Here is a 20,629-nt window from a genome sequence, read left to right as displayed (position 1 = left end):
CATGAGCGCTACGACCTTTTCCCGCATCCGTCCATGGCTGGTAGCCGGCACCTGCATCGGCATCGCCGCTTGCAGCACGATCCGCAACGGCTTTCCCAACCACGCCATGGCGCCAAGCCTGATCGAGCCGTCCAAGCAGCCTGCCACCGACAGCAAGGCCATGTACCTGGACCTGATCCGCCAGATGCAGCAGCAAGGTTCCTACTACGCATCGCTCGCGCACATCGACGCGTTCCGCTTGCGCTACGGCGACCCGCCGGAACTGCAACGCATGCAAGGCGACGCCTTGCGCGAAACCGGCCAGGACGATGCAGCCGCAAAGGTCTACCAAGGCATGCTGCACGGCTCGCAGGCCGCATCGGCGTGGCACGGCCTGGGCCTGATCGCCGCCAGACAGCGGCGCTACGCGGAGGCCGAAAAGGATTTGCAGGAAGCCACCCGGATCGAGCCGGTCAATGTCACCTATCTGAACGACCTCGGGTATGCGCGGCTGGCCGCCGGCGACATCGCCAACGCACACGAGCCGCTGGCCGAAGCGGCAGAGCTGGAGCCGACCAACACCAAGGTGGTTTCCAATCTGGCTTTGTGGGCATCGCTGCAAGGCGACGACGTGCAATCCGATGCCATCATGCAGCGCGCCAACCTGCCGCAGTCCACGCGCGATGCCGTGCACAAGCTGGCGATGCAGATGCGCCTGCAAACGAGGCTCGCCGAAACCGCGCTGCCGTCGCCTTCCCGCGACAAGGCGGCGATGGCCACACCTTCGCAGGGCATTCCCTCCACCCTGCTCGATCGTTTGGGCAATACCCCTTCCAACGGGAGCCAGCCATGAAAATGCATCTCGCTTTTGGCCTGCCATTGCTGATGGCCTTGGCGGCTGCGAATACGGCGCTTGCCCAGCAAGCTCAGCCTGCACCGGGATTTGCACCGCCCGAAACCGCACCCGCACCGGCCTTTCACGCCAATCAGGTCGGCGACGCCACGCGCTATGTACTGCAACTGCAAACCGGCGGAACCCAGTCCGCAAAGCCGCTGCCCATGCTGGGTGACGAGGCCACCGCTGCCTATCGCCGCTATCTGAAGAGCTTCGATCATCCGATCCCCGACTTCTACGAAAGCCCGGTCGGCAAGACCGCGGACACCGTGAAATAGACGCCATGACGGCCCCCATCTCCCGAGCTCACCTGCATCAGCGCGGCTCGATGGCCGTGAACATGATGCTGCTGCTGATCGGCCTGGTCGGCATGCTGGGGCTGGTGGAAGTGGGTTATCTGTACGCCGCCAAGCGCGACACACAGAAAGTCGCCGACCTGGCATCGCTGGCCGGCGCACAGGCGCTGGAAGATTGCACCGCCGGCAACACCGGCAATACCGCCGCATCCGGCAATGCCACCACCGAAAACCATTTCGGCGGCACGCTCAACGTGGCATGCGGCACCTGGAGCGCCGCGGCCACCACCGGCGTAACGGATGGCTTTTCCGCTTCGGCGGCAGGCGTGTCGCCCAATGCCGTGCGAGTGATCGCCACGCGGCCGGTGACGCCGTTTTTTGCCTTCCCCAGCACACTGCCCGCCGTCACCACCGAAGCGGTGGCGACCAGCACACCGCCGGTGGCGACGTTTTCGATTGGCACGACGCTGGTGAACGTGACCGGCGCCGCGCCGCTGCAGCAATTCCTTACCGGCATCGGCCTCAATGTCGGCGGCACGTCGCTGGTGGGTTACCAGGGTCTGGCCGATGTCTACATCACGCCGTCCGGATTGTTGCAGCAGCTCGGCATATCGGTACCGACCGATCTCAGCGCCGGCGGACTCAACACACTTCTCTCGGACCAGACCAACGCGCAAGCGCTGGTCAACGTATTGAACGCCATCGTGACCGTAGGCGGGCAATCGTCGCTGACCAACGCCAATGTCAGCCTGGTCAATGCGATCGATGCACAGCTGGGCAACGTTCCGTTGAATGTATTGCTGGGTTCGTCCGGCAGCACGCCGAGCGGACTGTTTGCGCAAATCGTCGGGCCGGACACCGCCGCCAATTCGGCGTTGAACGCCAACGTCAATGCACTGCAACTGCTGGAGGCGGCAATCGGGGTTGCCACCACCGGACATGCGGTCGATGCACGATCGGTGAATCTCAATCTTCCGCTTGGCATTACCTTGAACTCGGCAGTGAGCGTGATCGAGCCGCCGTCCATCGGCATAGGCGGCGTCGGCACGACCGCCTACACCGCCCAGATCCGCATCTTTCTGGATCTCACCTCTTCCGGCAGTCCGCTGCTGGGCGGATTGATCGACCTGAATCTCAACCTTCCCCTTACCATCGACGTCGCCGATGCCGAGGCCGAGCTGACCAGCCTGTGCAATACGGAAAATGCCTCGGGGGCGCCGCAAGCCACGCTTTCGGTCACCTCGTCGGTGCTCAAGATGTGTGTCGGCAACATCACCCAGGCCAATGCGTTTTCGACCACGGCCAGTTGTGACCAGATTCCGGGCGCAAACAGCCCGGTGCAGGTCTTCAAGCTTTCCGCCGCGGGCACGAATTTCGCCAGCCTCAATACTTCCTTCGCCACCAATGCGCTGACCGGCAACAGCAGCGTCACTCTCGCAGCCGGACAGACCGCAAACACGGGCGACGAGCTCAACATCGGCACCAGCGTCAACAATCTGGTTACCGCACTGACCGCGGCACTGATTGCCAATGCATCCACGACGACCTCGGCAACACCGACACAAACCGCACAGCAAACCGCGACGGACCTGTGGAACCAGGCCACCGGCAGCACGGATGCCGCCAAGCTGCAAAATGCACTGAATAGCATCCAGACCAGCTCGACCGGCCTGCAGGGCACGCTGGGCTCGGTCACGTCCAACGTCACCAGCCTGCTTGGCAATACCGTTACCTTGAACACGACCGGCCTGCTTAGCGACGTAGGCAGCCTGATAAACGGTCTCACGGGGGTCTTGAGCGGCATACTTGGCGACGTGGGATGCACGGTGGGGAACAACTCGGCTGCTTGCATCTCCGTCATCCAGGGTGCCCTGAACAGCGGCACCGGAACCGGCACCAATTCCAATGCCTTCGTCGGCCTGATCGGCTTCCTGCTCCAGGCCCTGCAAACACCGCTCAATGACGTCGGATCGCAGATACTCACCCCGCTGCTGAGCTTCACCGGCCTGCAGATCGGCGAAAACACCGTCTACCTGCAATCCCTGAAATGCCACAACGTACAACTGGTGTACTGACGATCCACTCACCCACGCGCAACCGATGAGGAAACCCAGGATGAGCTTCGCGAACCGCCGTACCCGCAAGACGAAGTATGTGGTGTCGATCCTAGGCTGTCTGTTGGTTTGCAGCGTGGCTTGCGCCGCCGACAATCCCGCACCGTCGGGCAGCGCGCCCGCCGCACCGGCGGCCAGCAGCATCGTCGACGATTTCCATCGCCTGATCGCCAACCACCAGCTCACCGAACTGCGCACCACCTACAACAGCAGCTACGGCGCCAGCCTGCTGTTTCAACCGGACGTGCTCAACTATTACGTGGCGCTGTTCCACGGCAAGGATTTCTGGCGCGTGATTCGCACCGATTCCTACGACGAAGCGGAAAACATCTATCACACCTTCGTGTCGCAAACCGAAGAGCTCGCCAAGGTGGATATCGACACGCTCCGCCTGCAGGCCAACAAGCAATACACCGACCACCTGGTGCAAATGAACCAGCAGCGCCTGCAGAACCTGGAACGGGATGCCGAGTATCAGCGCCAACAGACCCAGCAGGTGGCCGCGCAGCAACAGCAGGCCGCGCAGCAGAGCACTTCGCTGACCGCCGACCTGCATGCCTCCAACAACGAATTGGATACGGTAAGGGAGCGCATTCGCGCGCTGGAGGAGCAGGAATCCAACCCCACGCTGACCTTACCCAGGCAGGAGGCACCTGCACCAGCCACTGCACCGGCAAACTCGCTGGGGTCGGCGCCTGCGGCGCAGACGGCCTCCAATCCGTGACGGGCAAGACTTTCACGTAAAAAACACGGCGCTGGGCCAATCTGCCGGGCGCGGGTCTATTTTTTCTGGCGCAATTGAGTAAAGTCAGCTCATTCGCCGGGCCGTGCACTTGCTGCTTCGCAACAGGACTGCCTGCGCAAACGGATCGAAAAAGCCTCGCTTTTTTTGCACATCCGAAGGGAACGGCCCATGTCCAGACGAGTACGGGCACTCGTAAGCACAGCGCCCTCGTTGGCGCTCGCCGCCAGCCATTGCCCGCGCCCGCCGCGCAACGTCTTGCCGCCATGAGTTAACCGGCGCGCGTGCGGGGAGACCGCGCGCCGGCGATCGGGGAGCCACACGCCACGGATCATTCGCAACTAGTGCTAACAGGCCCTAGGCACTCCATCCCGCATTGGGAGGTTCCTGCCATGAGCAACGAACAGGTACAGGTGCGTTTTTCCAACCCGGCGCCGCTCGGCCTCGCCGGTTTTGCCTTGACCACGTGGCTGTTGAGCATGATCAACGCCGGCTGGTTCAACGGCGACAGTATGGGCATGGTGCTGGCCGTCGCGATGGCCTATGGTGGTACGGCGCAGATCATCGCCGGCATCATGGAACTGCCCCGCAACAACACTTTCGGCGCGACGGCATTCGTCAGCTACGGTGCCTTCTGGTGGTCGTTCGCCCTGTTCGTGCTGTTTCTGCACGACAAGGTGCCCGCCGCATTCGTCGGCTGGTATCTGTTCGCGTGGGGTGTGTTCACGTTTTACATGTGGATCGGTTCGCTGGCCGCAGCACGCGCGCTGCAACTGATTTTCCTGGCCTTGTGGATCACCTTTTTCCTGCTTGCCGCGGCCGAGTGGACCGGCATCGGCGCCCTGCACGCAGCGGGAGGATATGTCGGCCTGCTCACCGCCATCCTGGCGTTCTATCTATCGGCGGCCGAAATCATCAACGAAGCGCACAAGCGGGTAGTCCTGCCCACCGGCGTACCCGGCACTACCCGTTAATCCACGACAAGGGAGAAAAAACGTGAAAAGACACACCTTGTTTCTGGCCCTCGCCGCACTGGGCCTTACCGCTACCGCTCCAGCCTTCGCCCAATCCGATAGCCGCGATGCCCAGATCCAGGCACTCAAGACCCTGGTCGAAAAGCAACAACAGCAGCTCAATCAGCAACAGCAGGACCTGCAGCAACTGCATGCTGCCCTCAGCCAGTTGCAGAACCAGCAGACGCAGCAGCAGGCACAGATTCAGCAGACCCAGCAGGCGCAGGCGAATGTGGTCGCGGCCGCGCCGAGTGCAAGCAAGCCGAGCTTCACCAGCGCACCGGGCCTGTCGGTGGCCTTCCACGGCTTTATCGATGCCACCGCCTTCAGCCAGACCCGCAGTTTCACCTTCGGCAACGGGCAGAATGCGGAATACCCGATCCCCAAATCGGCCGGCGATCTCAGCGGCGTCGATGTGCGCAATACGCGCTTCTGGTTCGACCTGACCGGCGCCAAGGTGGCCGGCAACTGGACTGGCGGCGCGCACTTGGAAATGGATTTCTTCGGCGGCAACAACGGCACCGGCGCCTACTCGCAACAGCAACCGCTGCCGCGCCTGCGCCAGGCCTACATGGTGCTGGACAACCCGGTGTCGGGCAGCAATATCCGCATCGGCCAGATGTGGGACCTGATGTTCCCGCTGGACGATCTGCCCGATTCGCTCAGCCACATCGCCTTCCCGCTCGGTTATGGCGCCGGTATCATCGGTTGGCGCTTCCCCGGCATCGTGTATTCGCAGATGCTCAACAACGGTTCGGAAGGCCCGCAGTGGCGGCTGGATCTGGGCGGCTTCTCGGGTACCTGGAGCGGCCCGGGCAATCCGGTCAATTACGTGAGCGCGGGCAATGCGGGATTCCGCCCGCAGATCGAAGCCAAGCTGCACGTGGAAATGGCGAAGGATTGGCTGTTGTTCCTCGCCGCGCATTACAGCCAGATCAATCTCACCGGTGTAGGTGGCACCGAACCTGCGCCCATCAAACGGCAATTTTCCAGCGAAGCGGTCGAAGTGGGCGGCGAATGGACGCCCGGCCCCTGGTCGCTCAAGAGCGTGATCTATGACGGCAAGGGCATCGGCGAAATTTTCGGCGACCTGTCGCAATTCGGCGACATCAAGGACAAGGGCGGCTACGTCTCCGGCGGCTACAAATTCACGCCGAACTGGAGTGCCAACGTCTTCTATGCCATCAGCAAACCCAGCACCAACGACGTGATCGAATGGCTGGACAACGGTTCGACCGGCTTGCTGAAGAATCGCCAGGTGGCCGCCAACGTGCAATACGCAGTGGGCGACTATGCCTTCGCATTGGAGTGGATCCACGCCATTCTCAATACCACCACCAATGGCGCGACGCGGCTGTCGACCGGGGGAAATCAGGTCAACGTGAGTGCGATCTACAAGTTCTAGATCGGCCGCTCAGCACAACCCTCTCCCCGCCGGGGAGAGGGAGTGCGCCGCACTCAACGCTTGGCGGCGTCTTGCGCGCCATAGCCGCCACCCAGCGCATCGATCAGGCGAATCGAGAGATCCGCCTGCTGGCTTTCCAGCGCAGCCAGGCGCTGGTCGGTAAGCAGCAATTGCTGCCGTGACACCAGCGGCGTGAGCTGGCCGCTGATGCCGCCCTTGTAGGCGGACATGGCATCGTCGTAGCTCTTCTGCGCATCCTGCTGCGCGCGTTTTTCCAGTGCGATCTGCGCGCGCACCGAGGTGAGCGCCGAAACCAGGTCGGCCACGTCGTTCACGGCATGAATCAGCACACCGTTGTAATGCGCCACGGCCTCGTCGTAAACGGCGTCGGCGCCGGCAAGATTGGCGCGCAAGCGGCCGCCGTCGAAAATCGGCAGGCTCAACGCTGGCGCCACTTCATACGTACGCGCCGGCAACTGGAACAGATTGGTGCTGCCGCCCAACGCGACGAATCCGGCCATTGCCGACAGGCTGATATTGGGCAGGAACTGCGTGCGTGCCGCCTTGATGTTCTTGGACGCCGCCTCGACCTGCCAGCGCGCCGCCACCAGATCCGCGCGGCGCCCGATCAGATCCACCTGTACGTTTTCGGGCAAGGTGAGCCGATCGGTATTCGTCAGCTGCGGCCGCGCGATGCTCAGGCCGCGATCAGGACCTTCGCCGAGCAACACGGACAAGGCACTGCGCGCGGCATCGATGGCGCGATCGGCCTGCACTTTCTGCTGCTCGGCGCTGGCGGCCTGCGAATCGGCCAGAAACTGCTGCTGGGGCGTACCCAGGCCGCCAGCCACCAAGCGCCGCGTGAGCGCCAGCGCCTTGGTGGAACGGTCCAGTTCGCGTGCTGCGACGTCCTGTTCGGCAAACGCATAACCCAGGTTTACATAGGCGCGTGCGACATTCACCGACAATTGAATGCGTGCCGCCCGAGCATCGACCTCGGCCGCGCGGCTGCGGCCCAACGCAGCCTCCCACGCCGCGCGCTTGCCGCCCCAAAGGTCCAGGTCCCAGCTGAAGCCTGCGGTCAACGACTTGCCCCAGGCGAACGAACCCAGCACGTAGGACGGATAAAGCGGATCCTTTTCCGACAATCGCGCGCCTTGGAAACCGGCATCCAGCTCCGCTTGCGGCATGCGCGCCGCATCGACCGAAGCGGCCACCGCCTGCGCCTGCCGCGCACGCGCCTCGGCCACGGTCAGCGAGGGATTATTCCGGAGCGCCTCTTCGATCAGCGAAGAAAGCTGCGGATCGCCGAAGCCGACCCACCAATCCTGCGTCGGCCAGGCGGTCGGGCTCAGCGGTACGCCGACAAGGCTTTGCCCGCTCTGGAGGCTGGATGCGTCGAGCTGCTTGCCTGTTGTGTGCAGGCCGCCCGGAGTGACGCATCCGGCCAGCGCAGCGGCCAGTGCGATCGTGGCCGCAGCGCGCGAGAAACGTTTGAGTTTGATCAGATGGACAGACATGGCTGCTTCACCGTGCCGCGCCGTTCTGATCGGCATGCTGATCAGGATGCAGGATCAGCGTCGCCGTCTGCCCTGCCACCAGCACGGTGCCGGCAGGCAGGTGATCGGTATCGATGCGCACGCGCACCGGCACGCGCTGCGCCAGTCGTACCCAGTTGAAGGTGGGATTGATATTGGCAAGCAGGTCCGCGCTGGTGGGGTCCACCGCCTCGGAAATACCGCGCGCGATACCTTCGACCGTGCCGCGCAGCATTACTCCGCCAGCCATCATGCGGATATCGGCTTTATCGCCGATGTGGATGTGCGGCAACTTGGTTTCCTCGAAATAGCCGTCCACCCAGAACGAATGGCTGTCGATCAGCGCGAGCCGCGGCGACCCGGCGCTGGCGTAGTCGCCCACGCGCACCAGCAGGTTGGTGACGTATCCATCCACCGGCGAGCGCACTTCGGTGCGTTGCAAATTGAGCGTGGCGGTGGCCAACGCCGCTTCGGCCTGCTTCACCGCCGCCTGTGCCTGCAGCTTGGCTGCCAGCGCCTGCTCCTGGCCGGCCTGCGCCTTGCTCAAGGTGGCACGCGCCGCCTCAGCCGTAGCGGTGGCATTGGCGCGATCTTCGCTGGAGACCACATCTTTCAGGTTTTGCCGGCGCTGGGCTTGCTCGGCGTACATGCTGAAGGTGGATTTGCTCTGCGCCGTGCCGGCCTTCGCTGCATCGATGTTGGCATCCGCGGCCTGCACCGCCGCTTGCGCCGCGGCAAGGTTGGCCTTGGCTTGGTCCAGCGCGTCCGTGTAGCGGGCGCGGTCGACGACGAACAACACGTCGCCCTTTTTCACCACCTGGTTGTCGACCACGTCGACTTCGGTGACCAGGCCGGATACGTCCGGCGCGATGCGCACCACGTTGGCGCGCACGCGGCCGTCGCGGGTCCACGGCGAATACATGTAGTGCCGCCACATCGCCGAGGCGATGATCGCGGCGAGGAGCACCAGAACGACGGTAATGGCAATGCGGATGTATTGGGCAGTTTTCATAGTGGTATCGGTGGAAGCGGTTGCCGTCGGTCAATAGAGCAGCAGCGCGATGCTGCCGAAGATGCAGGCGAAAAACGCCACCCGGAACAGCGCCGGATGCCAGACGTAGCGGTACAGGCCGTAACGGCCGACGATCCAGTCGAACACCAGCAGCAAGGCCACCGACAGCACGAACCAGACCAGCAGCCCCGGCACCAGGACGCCTCCCAAGGCTATTTCACGAGACATGGGCAACTCCGTTGGCGGGGACGTGGGATCGCATGTATTCGGCAAGCACGGATTGATCATCCAGCAGCGCCAACCGAAGCAGATGCAGGTGGTCCATCAGGCAGCGCATCGACTCGTCGCGGCTGGTCATGTCGGTGGCCGCGGCCAGTGCGTTGCTGGCGTGCTCATAAGTGATCACGCCCGGGTGCTCGTAGAGTGCGGTCAGCGCATCAATCGCACGCACAATCGCGCCGTGCACTTCGCCGGGCAGCGAACGGACGGCCATCTCGCCGCGCAGCTCGATCAGCGTGCGACCCATTTCGTGCACCGACAGCGCCCAGGCCAGCAAGGTGCGGGAATCCTGGCTGCCGCGTTCGGTCTGCGCCACGATCTGGCCGAACAGATCGTGGTTTACGCTTTCGAAGCGGCTGCGCAGGCCTGCCAGCGGCGCCGAGGCTGCGAGTCCCACCTGGCGCCGTAGCTGGTCGAGCTGGCGGCGACGGAACCAGTGGCTGCCGATCGCCGGCGGAACGATCACGAAGGAAATGCCGGCCGACGCGACGGCAATGAGCTGCGCGATCATGTTGTTGATGAAATCCGTGACATCGAATTCCATCTGGTTCTTGACGCCGAGGATGACCACGAAGCCCAGGCAATAGCCCACGCCGAACCGGCTGCTGGAAGGCACGACCATCAGGGCCAGCCCCGCCATCAGGAAGGGCGCGGAGCCTGCGACAAACAGCATGTAGCCATCCATCTGCGACAGTACGAAGAACAAGCAGACGAAGGCTGCCGACATGCCGACCAGAAAACCGAAGAAGGTCTCCCGGATAAACAGCGAGGGGTTGGGCGCGGAGGCGAACAGTCCGGCAAAGACCGAGGCGAGAATGATCGTCGCCGATCCGTAGGGCCACGCCGATGAAATCCAGAATACGCTCAGCGCTGCCACGGCGATGACGGTTCGCAAGAACGCCAGGCCGGCGCCGACATAGTCGTTGCCGCGCTCAAAGTGCACACGCTCGGCCGTGCCGGAAAGCTTGGGCGCCTGCAGCGTGGAAGCCGTATCGACATAGCCGTACAGCTCGTCGGTGAATTGATCCAGCAAGGTCGCGCCGGTATCGAAATCGAGCGTATCGCTGTCCGAGCGCAGGCCTGCACGCAGCGCGGGCCGGTGCAAATCCATCGCCCTGCGTGCGTCGTCCAGACGCGGCAACAGCACGCGCGCAGCCGCCCCCGCTTCGATCGGCGCATCCAGGGCTTCGCTGATGGGCGCATACAGTTCGATCAGTGCATTCGCCGGCGTGTCGTGCCCCTTGCGCTTCAGGCGGTTGATCAAATGATGCAGCGATTGCAGGCTGGTCGACGCTGCCATGAAGCGCTGGTTCAACAGCATCACGTGGCCGCTGCGCGCCCGCGCTTCGGGATCCTCGAAAATCACCGAGCTGCGCAGGTCTTCCAGGGTCACCGCGTCGCGCACGAAGCGCAGGTGCGCGTTCTCGATATCGGGTCGCGCCACCTTGCCGCACATCGCCCGCTGCACGAACTCGATGAAATTGGCGAACTGCGCGCGGGCGATCCTGCGCATGTCGTCGCGGATGCGCACCGGAAAAATCACGTCGTGGACCACGGCGGAAACGCCTATGCCCAGCAGCACTTCGCTCAGGCGGTTCACCGCCGAATCGAAAATGCCCAGCGGATGATTGATCGTGGGCACGGCCACGATGGCTGCCGTGTACCCCGCCAGCACGAATGCGTACGCCTTGAAGTTGCGATACAGCGTGGCGCCGCCGGCACAGGCGCCGATCCACAGCGACAAGGCCGCAAGAAACAGCACGCGTTGCTGGGGAAACAGCGCGACGATCAAAAACCCGGCCAGCGCGCCGATCACCGTGCCGATCGCACGATAGAAGCTCTTGGCCAGCACCATGCCGGTCTGCCGGTTGGCGACGATGACCGTGGTGACCATCACGGTCGACGGCAGCGGCAATTCCATGCGCATGGCCAGCCAGCCCGCCAGGTAGAGCGACAACAGCGACTTGAACACGACCATCCAGATGGCCGTCTCCTCGCGCACGGTCGCCTTGAAAACCTCGCGCAAGTCTGACTTGGCTGCGTTGGCCTCGGTTGCGGACATCCCGGCGCGTTCCTTATTCAGCCAATCCGGTCAGGAATTTCTTCAACAGCTTTTCGAACTGGGTCTGCTCGGACACCGTCATGTGACGCGTTTGCCGTGTCAACAAGGTGCAAATGTCCGGAAGAAACCTGTCGATCAGGGCCAGTCCCTGTGCCGTCAAACTCAACTCGATCTTGCGGCGGTCATCGGCGCTGGCTGAGCGGTTGATCAACCCCATGTCGCTCAGCTCGTTGGTCAGGCGGGTGATATTGGCCGACTTTTCGCCCGACGCATCCGCCAACTCCGACGGCGACATCGTACCGCTCGCCGACCCGTACAACATCATCAACAAGTTGTATTCCGGATGATTGATGCCGTAAGGCTTGAGCAGCGCGTTGACCTCGTCGTGCACCAGCTTGTGGATGTGCTTGACCAGCCGCACCAGCGTGGCCGGCCGGCGGGGAAAATCCGGATAGCGGCGGCAGGTCACCGCCAGGCGTTGTTCGGTGGATGCAAAATCAGCCATGGGACACCCCTGCCAGGCAGGATTTACTTCAGTTATGTATATTATATAAATGTAATAAATGGATGTAAAGAAGTGTCGCGTGAAACCCGTTCACGCGACATCGGACCGACCTGATCCTTACGCCCTCTTCTTACACCCTGACAGCAAGCGCCTCGCGCGCCTGCATGGCCAATTCGAACGAACGCTTGCGCGCCGCATGATCGAACACGTTGGCGGTCACCATCAATTCGTCCGGGCGGTGCCGCTCGATAAAGGCGGCCAGCCCCTCGCGCACCGTGTCCGGGCTTCCGACCACGGCGCACGCCAGGGCGCGGTCCACACCGTATTTTTCGGTTGACGACGCATAGCTGTCGATATCGTCGATCGGCGGCGGAATCAGTCCGGGTCGGCCGCGCCGCAGATTGATGAAGCTTTGCTGTTGCGTGGTGAACAGGCGCTTCGCTTCGCGATCGCTTTCGGCCGCCACCACGTTGATGCCAAGCATCGCGTGCGGCCTGGCCAGGCGCGCAGAGGGCTTGAAGTCGCGGCGGTAAAGCATCAGCGCCTCATCCATCGCGTCCGGCGCAAAGTGCGAGGCGAATGCAAACGGCAGGCCGAGCGCCGCGGCCAGTTGCGCGCCGAACAGGCTGGAGCCGAGCAGCCATACCGGCACCTCCACGCCTGCGCCCGGCACGGCCTGCACCGTTTGCGCCGCCTTGACCGGTTCGAAGTAGGTCAGCAATTCGTGCACGTCATTGGGAAAGGTTTCCGCACCTTCGTAGTAGCGGCGCAATGCGCGCGCGGTCGGTTGATCGGTGCCCGGCGCACGGCCCAGGCCGAGATCGATGCGACCGGGGTAAAGAGACGCCAAGGTGCCGAACTGCTCAGCCACCTGCAACGGCGCGTGATTGGGCAGCATGATGCCACCCGCCCCTACCCTGATGCGCGAGGTGCCGCCCGCTACGTGCCCGATCAGCACCGCCGTGGCCGCACTGGCGATGCCGGGCATGTTGTGGTGTTCGGCCAGCCAATAGCGCGTATAGCCCAGTTGCTCCGCCCAACGCGCCAGATCGAGCGTATTGGCGAAGGCCTGCGCAGGCGTACTGCCTTCGGTAACGGGGGCCAGATCGAGTACGGAAAAGGGAATCACGTGTAAGTCCCGTGCAAGGAAGCCTCTGACGTGGGGCCGCTTGCCGGCAATACCAGGGTCTGCGCTGCCACCGGCCAGGCGCCCTCTGGCAAGAATCGGGGCGGCTTTTCAAACAGGCATTACGTGACGCATGTCACAAAAGAGGCCTAGCAAGCGCCCGCGCTAACCAAATCTTGATCTTCATTCAGGACCGATCGATAGACTCCCCGGGCCAGCGTAATCCAGGTGCGTCATTCCCAGGATAGGTACCGCACGGCTTCCCTCACGGGATGGCCGCGCGGCGTACGGCGAAGGTTGTCGGCATGTCGACCATTCGCGCAGTACCCGACGTTTTCGCAGGCGCTCCAAGACGGTACTCATTGCCTTCGCGCTTCGGCGCTCAGGGGAAGGCGATCGAGCCGTATACGGACGATCTTCATGGTGCTCGGATCAGCACGACCAAGCCCGGTTCCGCACCTTTTATCTGCGGCGCCGGTGTCATGCCGTGGCCAAAACCCTCGTGTTGTCGCCACCACTCAAACCAGGCGAAGGAGCGCCAACGTACGCGAAATCGAAATCGATGAAAAAACTTGTGCCCGTTACGAAAAAACTGATGGCTCCATTGGCCGCATCCCTGGCCCTGTTCGCCGCCTCCGTTCCGTTCTCGCCGAATGCCCATGCGCAGGCGGCACCCACCCTGAAAGCACCGATCTACGGCGTGACCCTGGACGATCTGTCCAACATCAACGCCATCATCACTTCGCTCAGCAAACTGCCGTACCGCCCAACGGTTCGCGTGGTGTTCGATCCCGGCACCACCGCCGCCCAGTACTACCCCTCCCTGGTGAAGTTGCACGCCGTCGCCAATGTGATGGGCGAAATCATGGATTCGTATTACTTCCCGACGAATATCACCACCTATACCGCACGCACCAAGGAACTGGTCAACGGTTTGAACGGCACCGTCGACGTGTGGGAAATCGCCAACGAGATCAACGGCGAATGGCTGCGCCAGAACCCGGACGGCAGCAACAGCGTGGTGAATGCCGAAGAAACGTCCATCGGTCAGATGGTTGCCGCCGCCAGCGCGATCGTGAAGGCTGCCGGTGGCAAGACCGCGGTCACCCTGTATTACAACGACGACAGCAAGGGCAACAATTGCTGGGAGAAGCCCCAGGACTATTGGAAGACCTGGCCCACCACCTTCCTGCCCGCTTCGGTATTGCAGAGCACGGACTATGCGCTCTTCAGCTATTACCCGTACCAGGATTGCCCGGGACTGTCGCCGTCGTGGAGCGCTGATTTCACTGCACTGGAAAGCATCTTCCCGAACGCCAAGGTAGGTTTTGGCGAAATCGGCACCTCCAGCACCAGCGCACCCACCTCGGTGCAGACGGGCCTGATCAAGACCTACTACCCGATGGTCAACAGCTTCAAGGATCCGAAGTTCATCGGCGGCTTCTTCTGGTGGTATTACGCCGAAGAGATGGTGCCCTACACCAAGGCGTACTGGAGCACGCTCGATCAGACGATCGCGCCGCTGAAGGTTCCGCAATAACGCGCAAGTAAGTAAAAGCATCCGCGGGCGAAGGCTCGCCACGATCCTTCGTCCGCGATGCTCCCCTCACGACACCAGCGCTTTGGACACCGTGCCCTAACGCTGCATGACGCCCGTCATTTCCGGCAGATAGCGCAAATCGAAGAACACGCTGTCGCCGCCGCATGGCGCACGTTGCGCCAATGCCGTGCTCGCCTCAGGGGCAGGCAGCGCCTTGGCACTGAACGCCTTGTCTTCCCCGTTCTGCTGAAATATCTCGAAGACGACGCCGCCCGCATGCGTCGCTGTGCATTGACCGACGGCATCGAGGTACAGCTTGCGCTCGCCCTCGGCCAGACGCCCCGTCCCCGCACCGTCCTGCACCCATGCGCGCACACCCGTGCGCTGCACGTCGTCGAGCAGTTCCGCATAACGCTCCGGCGTGGCGTTACCCGCAAAAAAAGACGTGACATACACCGGTCGCCGCGCAATCCGATCGAGCTGGCGATGTTCGGACGCCAGATATGCCAGCAACGGCTTGCGCGCCGCCGGATCGCGCCAGCGCTTGTCGTCGATTTCCAGCGGCAGGTACCAGCCGTCGATGCTGTCCACACCCAGCTCATTTGCCCACTGATGCGCCACGGCATCGTTGCTGCGCGACAGCTCTTGCAGATAATCGCCCAGCGCCGCGTTCGAGGTTTCCTGGCGCTGAAAGAACGCCGGATCGCTGCTCAAACCGAGCACGATGCGCAAGCCGGCAGCGCGCGCCTCGCGTACTCGCCGCAGCAGCCACTTGTGGTCATCGCCATTGCTGAAAGCATCCCCGTATTTGGTCCATTGCACCACCAGCGTATCGAAGCCTTGCGCGCGCAACTGCGAGAAGAGCTGCGGCCACTGCATCTCAGGAACGGCACGATCGCGCAGCTGCGGCTGATAGATGATGGCCGTCGCGGCACAAGCCAGCCAAGGCATCAGCAGCCACAGCAGCAACGTAAAACGGAGCGGCGCGCGCCTCACCACTGTGTCCTCACGATCAGGAACATCGCGTTCTTGTCGCGCAAATAGGTCGTGAACGCGTGCTGCCCTTCCACGGCCAGGCTCAGGCGATGGGGATAGGCATCGTAATGCGTCTGGCCGTACCACAGGTTCCATTGCACACCGAGGCCGGCGCGTCCGTCGCGCAGATAGTTCAGGCCCTGCGCGCGATCGATGCCGGTGTATTGCACGTGGATATAGGGCTCGACGGTTTGTCCGTTGGCGATTTTGTCGTGCCACCCGAACCGGTAATCCAGAGTAACCACGCTTTCCTTGGCGCGCAGGTAGTGCGCAACGTCGACATAGAAATTCTGCGTGGGCCAGCCCCATCCGCTCGCGTGCCAGTCGTCGCTGAATTTCTGGCCGAACGACCATGATCCGCTGGCGCGCAACATGGTGTCGTTGCGCGTGTCGCGGCTGTTGTCGGCGGGGGTTTGCTGCTCCACCGACAGCACGATGTTTTGCGAGATCAGTGGCTTCCAATGCAAACCGATACCCAGCATGGCTTCGTGCACCGGCCACACCGCACCGCTGACACCGCTACCGGCGAACAGGCGTGCATACGCGGTGAGCGTATTGAGATCCCCGCCAGTCAATGTCGGGTCCAGGTGGTACTGGGCCTCCAATTGCGCATAGCTTCGGTAGGAAACGCCCGGGGCCACGCTGTTCGCCGCCGAGGACACGGTATCGCCCAGCGACATGTCCGCGTTGAAACTCCAGGTACGCCCCAGGTTTTCGTGCAGGCGGCGCAAGCTGTAGAGGTCGTCCTGATCTTGCCTGGTATCGCCGGCGCCATCGGGATCCGCCACGCCGGCATCGCCGAATTGATCGATCGCCTGCTCGGCGTAGACCCGCGCCTGCGCGTAATCGCCCACCTGCTGGTTCACGTACAACAACTGGCGCGTGAGCGCCGGATCGTCGGGGTCTGCCTGGTGTGCGCGCTCGAATTGCGCCAGTGCCTGCTCCGGTTCGCCCATCTGCAGATAGGCATAGCCCAGCGATGCGGCCACCTTGCTGTCGTGGGGAGCGAGCGCGCTGGCGTGCTGCCACGAAGCCAGCGCCTCCTGTTTGTTGCCTGCCTGGGCCTGCAACGCGGCGAGCTTTGCGTAATAGCGTGGATCGGGTTGCAGGGCGACCGCGTTTTCCAGCTCCATGCGCGCCAGTGCCGGGTTGCCCGGTTCGTCGGCCTGCGCACGCAGCCACCAGTAAGTGCCGTCCAGCTTGCCGCCGCGTGCCGCGTAGGCATCCAGCCACGCGCGTGCCACGGCGGTTTCGTGAATGGTCAACGCGGTGGTGGCCGCTGCTATCAGGTCCGACTGCTGAAGGTGCGCGGCCGGCACGGAGCGCCACGCAAGCAAGGCCGTTTCATAGTCCTGGGCGCTATAGGCCTGATAGGCCAGCGCCCGCGTCGTGTCCGTACTGGGTTCGCGCTTGCTGGCTTGCGCATAGGCGTACTCGGCCAGTCCAGGGCGATCCTTGCTGTAGCAGTCGCCCAACTGGCGCCACAGTTCGCCAGGGTAGTCCGGCGACTGGTCCGCCATCACCTGGCGAATGCCATCGCAATCGCGCAGCGCACTCAGCACGTGCAACTGCGCAACGCGCAATGCCACGCTATCCAGCGGCTGGCGCAGACGTGCACGGTCTTCGGCCACAAACAGCGCAGGTTGCTCGCCGGCCAGAACCGCCAGACGTGCCAGCAGCGCCGCCTGATGCGGATTGCCGCCAAACGGATAAGCGTCGAGCAGCAATTGCTTCGCTTCATTGGGCGCACCCGCTTCCATCAGGCGATAACTGAGCGGATCGAGCAGGCGATAGCCGTCCGGCTGTGCGATCAGCGCCGTGGCCTGCTGCTGGGCTTGCACGTATTGCCCTTGCTGCACGGCCAAACTGAAACGCTCCTCGCGAAAACTGTCGGCCGGCAAGCGCGACAGCATGCTGCCGGCCACCGCGCGGTCATCGCGCATCATTGCCATGGGAAGCGCCACGCGTGCCTGCCAGGCCGCATTGGCGGGATAGAGCACCGTGTAGCGATCCAACGGCCCCGGCTGAACACGCGCCGCCACGGCCAACAGATTGATCCATTGCCGCTCGTCCTTCTCGTCGGCAAAGGCAGGCTGGCGACCGGCCACATATGACGCGAGCATCGTGCGATCGCCACTGCTGGCCATCGCCTGCGCCATGGCCAGGTTCTGCGCCGGCTCGTCCCATCCTTCGCGCGACTGAAGCGCGCGCGCCGCGTCGAACCGGCCGAGCTTGAGCAGCAGCGTGAACCATTGGTTTCGCTCTTCGCTGCTGAGCTCGCCGTGCGCATCCAGCTCGGCCAGTTGTTCGACCGCGCGCGGGTCGTCGCCCAGATAAATCGCTCGCTGCACCAATGCATGGCGCAAGCTCTGGCCTTGCGGGCTGACGGCAAAATCAGGCGCATCGAGCTCGGCCTGCGCACGCGCAAGGTCGCCCACCTGCAGATCGCCGAAACCGCGCTTGGCGCGGCACACGGGCCGGTTGTCGATGTTGCAATCCACCGCGGGCGACGCGGGAGGTGTCATGGCCGCACGCAGCCGCAAATCGTTCGGCGAGTAGCGCGATTGTTCGTCCAATATCGCTTGTGCCTGCCTGGCGTGGCCGAAATGCCGATACGCCTCGGCCAGATCCAGCGCCGTGTCCACACTTTGCGGCGCCAGTTCACGCGCACGGCTGAATTCGGCAATGGCGGCACGTTCGTTGCCGGCGCGCAGGGCCGCATAGCCCGCCTGCCGATGCGGATAGGCCATGAACTGCTGGTAGCGGCTGCCGTCCGTCGATACCTGGCTTTCCGCGCACAGCGGCCACGCCGGCATCAAGATGCACAAGGCGAGCGCGCAACGGCCGGGCAAAGGCCGCTTCACGACGCACGCTCCAGTTGTTCGAAGTCCGCGCATTCCTGCTCGAGCAGGCTCGTCACGCTCGGCTGCAACGATGCCTGCAAGCGCAACAGGCGATGCAGGGTGTCAGCGCTGATCACCCCCTGCCCGATCAGGAATTCGCCCAGCCGCAATTCGCTTCGCGCGTGACTGAGCAGCAAGGCTCTGAAGGCGACCTCGTCCAGATGCCCTTGCGCGACCAGGATCTCGCCCAGCATCACCTGACGCGAGACGTAGCCGTCCCACAGGTGGGGGACACGTTCGCGCGCAATCAAGCCGCGGTCGGCAGCCATTTCCAGCAGGTGATGGGGATCGCGGTCACCCTGTGCCTGCGTATACCAGCGGCGCAGTCCGACCGTGACCTGCCCCTTGTATGCGATCACATAGCGCACGCGCCGCCCGAGCTGGCGTGCGATGGCCGCCAGCGACACCGGGTCGACATATGACTCGCACGCAAGCACGAGCGTGCTGCCGTCCATGCGCAACGGCAGTACGGCGTAGTGCAGCGCAACGTGCCGCGGCACCGCCCTCAGCAATTCGCTAGGCAGGCTGGCCAGATCCACCCGCTCGCATGGCACGCCGATCTGCTCGGCGATCGGAGCAGCCAGTTGCCCGGCCGTAATGCGGCCCTCGTGGATCATCGAACTGCCCAGTTGCAGGCCGTCGATGCAATGCACGCGGGCATCGTGCAAATCCGCCTCCGAAACCACGCCGTTGGCGACCAGCATTTCGTCCAGCGAGCGCTTGGCCCGGTTCTCGCCGCCGATGCTCGGAAAATCGTGCGTGGTCTTGTCCCACGCCACGCGGCGCGGATCGCCGCAACGAATGATCTGGCGTATGGCGCGCAAGTTCGCCAGGAAGTTGATCAGGTTGCCCCACAGCAACCGCGGGATCGACAGCAGGCCCTGCTTGACGCCGTAATAGCCGGAAACAAAGATGACCCGCTGCAACATGCGGTTGCCCATCAACGCAATGTTCGCCACCAACACCACGTCGAACCAGCGCTGCCCGGCGAAGATCGACACGAATCGCGGCGCGTCCGCCCAGGCCAGTTGCAACAGACTGATCGCGCCCAGCTGAAGCATGATCAGCATCGCCGCAAAGCTCACGAAGTTGTTGATGGCACCCTTGCGGTCGCGCCACAGGAAATAGTTGAGTACCGGGCTGCGCTTCCAGCCGTGCGTGCGATAGCCCTGGTAGACGATGCCGATGATCCAGCGCGATTTTTGCCGCACCGCCGTCGCCAAGCGGTCGGGAAAATACTCGCGCACGCAAACCACGTTTGCTTCCGCGCGACTCTGGCCGAACTTCTCGACACACTTTGGGCGCCGTTGGTAGCGAAGCACCGGAAAACGCACGAAGACTTCCTGCATGCCGCGCTCTTTCAGGCGCAAGCCGATGTCGTAGTCTTCGGTGAGGCTCTGGCCGTCGAAAGCGATGCCGTTGCCGTCCTCGATCAAGGCGAGCATGGCACGCCGACTGAAACAGGTACCCACGCCGGCACTCGGCACCTGCCCGGCCAGCGCTTCGCGTACCGGCACGTCTTTGCCATGCAACTCGGCAAATTCATCGAGGTAATGCAGGCTGGTGAAATTGTTCCACTGCCGCTCGAACGGGTACACCGGTATCTGGATCAGGTCCTTGCGATGCACCAGGTAATTGAACAGGCGCAGCTCGTGTTCGCATACCACGTCTTCGGCATCGTGCAGGATGAACCCCTCGAAGGTCAGGCGCGCGCGCCGCTCGAACTGCAGGATCGCATCGAGCACGTTATTGAGGCAATCGGCCTTGCTGGTCGGACCCGGGCGCGCGCACACCACTTTGTGCACGTTGGGAAAGCGCGCGCATACGTCGTCGACGTCGCGCTGGGTATCCGGATCGTTCGGATAGGTACCGACGAAAATGTGGTAGTTCTCGTAATCCAGCGTGGTAGCCACCAACTCGGCCATGTGGCCGATCACGCCGGTTTCCTGCCACGCCGGCACCATGATCGCCAGCGGTCTTTCGGCCGGGCGATACAGCTCGTGGTAACGGGTGCGCTCGCGCGTCTGATAGACGAACAGCGAGCGCCAGCAGCGCCGCACCCAATACACGACGTCGATGAAAAAATCGTCCAGCCCGCTGACCAGAATCAGCACGGCGATCACCACGACCACTACGCTCAAGGCATAGAGATAGCTCGAGAAGACATCCAGCCACCACATGCTGC

General features: G+C 63.2%; 16 protein-coding genes. 7 read left to right on the top strand and 9 right to left on the bottom strand.

The genetic code is table 11. The features are described 5' to 3' along the window. Position 1 precedes the first annotated feature (1 nt). The 6 genes from ISS99_RS02845 (at position 2) to ISS99_RS02820 (ending at position 6,444) form a co-directional block, all read left to right on the top strand. Positions 2-832: a tetratricopeptide repeat protein gene (locus tag ISS99_RS02845; RefSeq protein ID WP_204630065.1), complete on the top strand. Its 831-nt coding sequence runs from the start codon at positions 2-4 to the stop codon at positions 830-832. After that, complete coding sequence (locus ISS99_RS02840) at positions 829-1,152, top strand: DUF3613 domain-containing protein (protein ID WP_204630064.1); 324 nt, start codon at positions 829-831, stop codon at positions 1,150-1,152. The genes ISS99_RS02845 and ISS99_RS02840 overlap by 4 nt, the downstream gene beginning before the upstream one ends. Positions 1,153-1,157: 5 nt before the next feature. Next, a complete protein-coding gene (locus ISS99_RS02835; protein ID WP_204630063.1) occupies positions 1,158-3,245 on the top strand; it encodes a TadG family pilus assembly protein in 2,088 nt (695 codons plus the stop codon). A 40-nt stretch (positions 3,246-3,285) separates the two neighbouring features. Further along, positions 3,286-4,008: a DUF2968 domain-containing protein gene (locus ISS99_RS02830; protein WP_204630062.1), complete on the top strand. Its 723-nt coding sequence runs from the start codon at positions 3,286-3,288 to the stop codon at positions 4,006-4,008. A 410-nt stretch (positions 4,009-4,418) separates the two neighbouring features. Next, on the top strand, positions 4,419-5,000 hold the full coding sequence (locus ISS99_RS02825) for an acetate uptake transporter (RefSeq protein ID WP_204630061.1): 582 nt from the start codon (positions 4,419-4,421) through the stop codon (positions 4,998-5,000). 22 nt (positions 5,001-5,022) lie between these two features. Next, positions 5,023-6,444: a porin family protein gene (locus ISS99_RS02820; RefSeq protein ID WP_284343851.1), complete on the top strand. Its 1,422-nt coding sequence runs from the start codon at positions 5,023-5,025 to the stop codon at positions 6,442-6,444. Positions 6,445-6,497: 53 nt separating this feature from the next. On the opposite strand, the gene ISS99_RS02815 is transcribed toward ISS99_RS02820, so the two are convergent. The 6 genes from ISS99_RS02815 to ISS99_RS02790 all read right to left on the bottom strand — a co-directional run bounded on the left by ISS99_RS02815 (position 6,498) and on the right by ISS99_RS02790 (position 12,969). Further along, the gene (locus tag ISS99_RS02815; RefSeq protein WP_204630060.1) at positions 6,498-7,964 is read right to left on the bottom strand and encodes an efflux transporter outer membrane subunit; all 1,467 of its coding nucleotides are present in this window, start codon (positions 7,962-7,964) and stop codon (positions 6,498-6,500) included. 7 nt (positions 7,965-7,971) lie between these two features. Continuing rightward, on the bottom strand, positions 7,972-8,994 hold the full coding sequence (locus ISS99_RS02810) for an HlyD family secretion protein (RefSeq protein WP_204630059.1): 1,023 nt from the start codon (positions 8,992-8,994) through the stop codon (positions 7,972-7,974). A gap of 30 nt (positions 8,995-9,024) precedes the next feature. Next, positions 9,025-9,222 (bottom strand): DUF1656 domain-containing protein, encoded by a 198-nt coding sequence (locus ISS99_RS02805; protein WP_204630058.1) that lies wholly within the window; start codon positions 9,220-9,222, stop codon positions 9,025-9,027. Then, a complete protein-coding gene (locus ISS99_RS02800) occupies positions 9,212-11,335 on the bottom strand; it encodes an FUSC family protein (RefSeq protein ID WP_204630057.1) in 2,124 nt (707 codons plus the stop codon). The genes ISS99_RS02805 and ISS99_RS02800 overlap by 11 nt, the downstream gene beginning before the upstream one ends. A 13-nt stretch (positions 11,336-11,348) precedes the next feature. After that, complete coding sequence (locus ISS99_RS02795) at positions 11,349-11,840, bottom strand: MarR family winged helix-turn-helix transcriptional regulator (protein WP_204630056.1); 492 nt, start codon at positions 11,838-11,840, stop codon at positions 11,349-11,351. Positions 11,841-11,970: 130 nt separating this feature from the next. After that, positions 11,971-12,969, bottom strand: coding sequence for an LLM class flavin-dependent oxidoreductase (locus tag ISS99_RS02790; protein WP_204630055.1), 999 nt, complete (start codon positions 12,967-12,969; stop codon positions 11,971-11,973). 592 nt (positions 12,970-13,561) lie between these two features. On the opposite strand from ISS99_RS02790, the gene ISS99_RS02785 reads away from it, so the two are divergent. Further along, complete coding sequence (locus ISS99_RS02785) at positions 13,562-14,506, top strand: hypothetical protein (RefSeq protein ID WP_204630054.1); 945 nt, start codon at positions 13,562-13,564, stop codon at positions 14,504-14,506. A gap of 96 nt (positions 14,507-14,602) precedes the next feature. Here ISS99_RS02785 and ISS99_RS02780 read toward each other — a convergent pair whose 3' ends face one another. The 3 genes from ISS99_RS02780 to ISS99_RS02770 are packed head-to-tail and all read right to left on the bottom strand — an operon-like array spanning position 14,603 to position 20,624. After that, complete coding sequence (locus tag ISS99_RS02780; protein ID WP_204630053.1) at positions 14,603-15,502, bottom strand: DUF4434 domain-containing protein; 900 nt, start codon at positions 15,500-15,502, stop codon at positions 14,603-14,605. Next, positions 15,499-18,405 carry an NfrA family protein gene (locus ISS99_RS02775; protein WP_204630052.1) on the bottom strand — a complete coding sequence of 969 codons (2,907 nt, stop codon included), beginning with the start codon at positions 18,403-18,405 and terminating at the stop codon, positions 15,499-15,501. The genes ISS99_RS02780 and ISS99_RS02775 overlap by 4 nt, the downstream gene beginning before the upstream one ends. Continuing rightward, positions 18,402-20,624 carry a glycosyl transferase family protein gene (locus ISS99_RS02770; RefSeq protein ID WP_204630051.1) on the bottom strand — a complete coding sequence of 741 codons (2,223 nt, stop codon included), beginning with the start codon at positions 20,622-20,624 and terminating at the stop codon, positions 18,402-18,404. Before ISS99_RS02770 ends, ISS99_RS02775 begins: the two co-directional genes overlap by 4 nt. Between the last annotated feature and the right edge of the window lie 5 nt (positions 20,625-20,629).

It is taken from the genome of Dyella mobilis (assembly GCF_016904945.1).
Lineage (GTDB): Bacteria > Pseudomonadota > Gammaproteobacteria > Xanthomonadales > Rhodanobacteraceae > Dyella_B > Dyella_B mobilis.
Note: the sequence above shows the minus strand (reverse complement) of the source record. Positions and strands in the feature narration are given on the sequence as shown.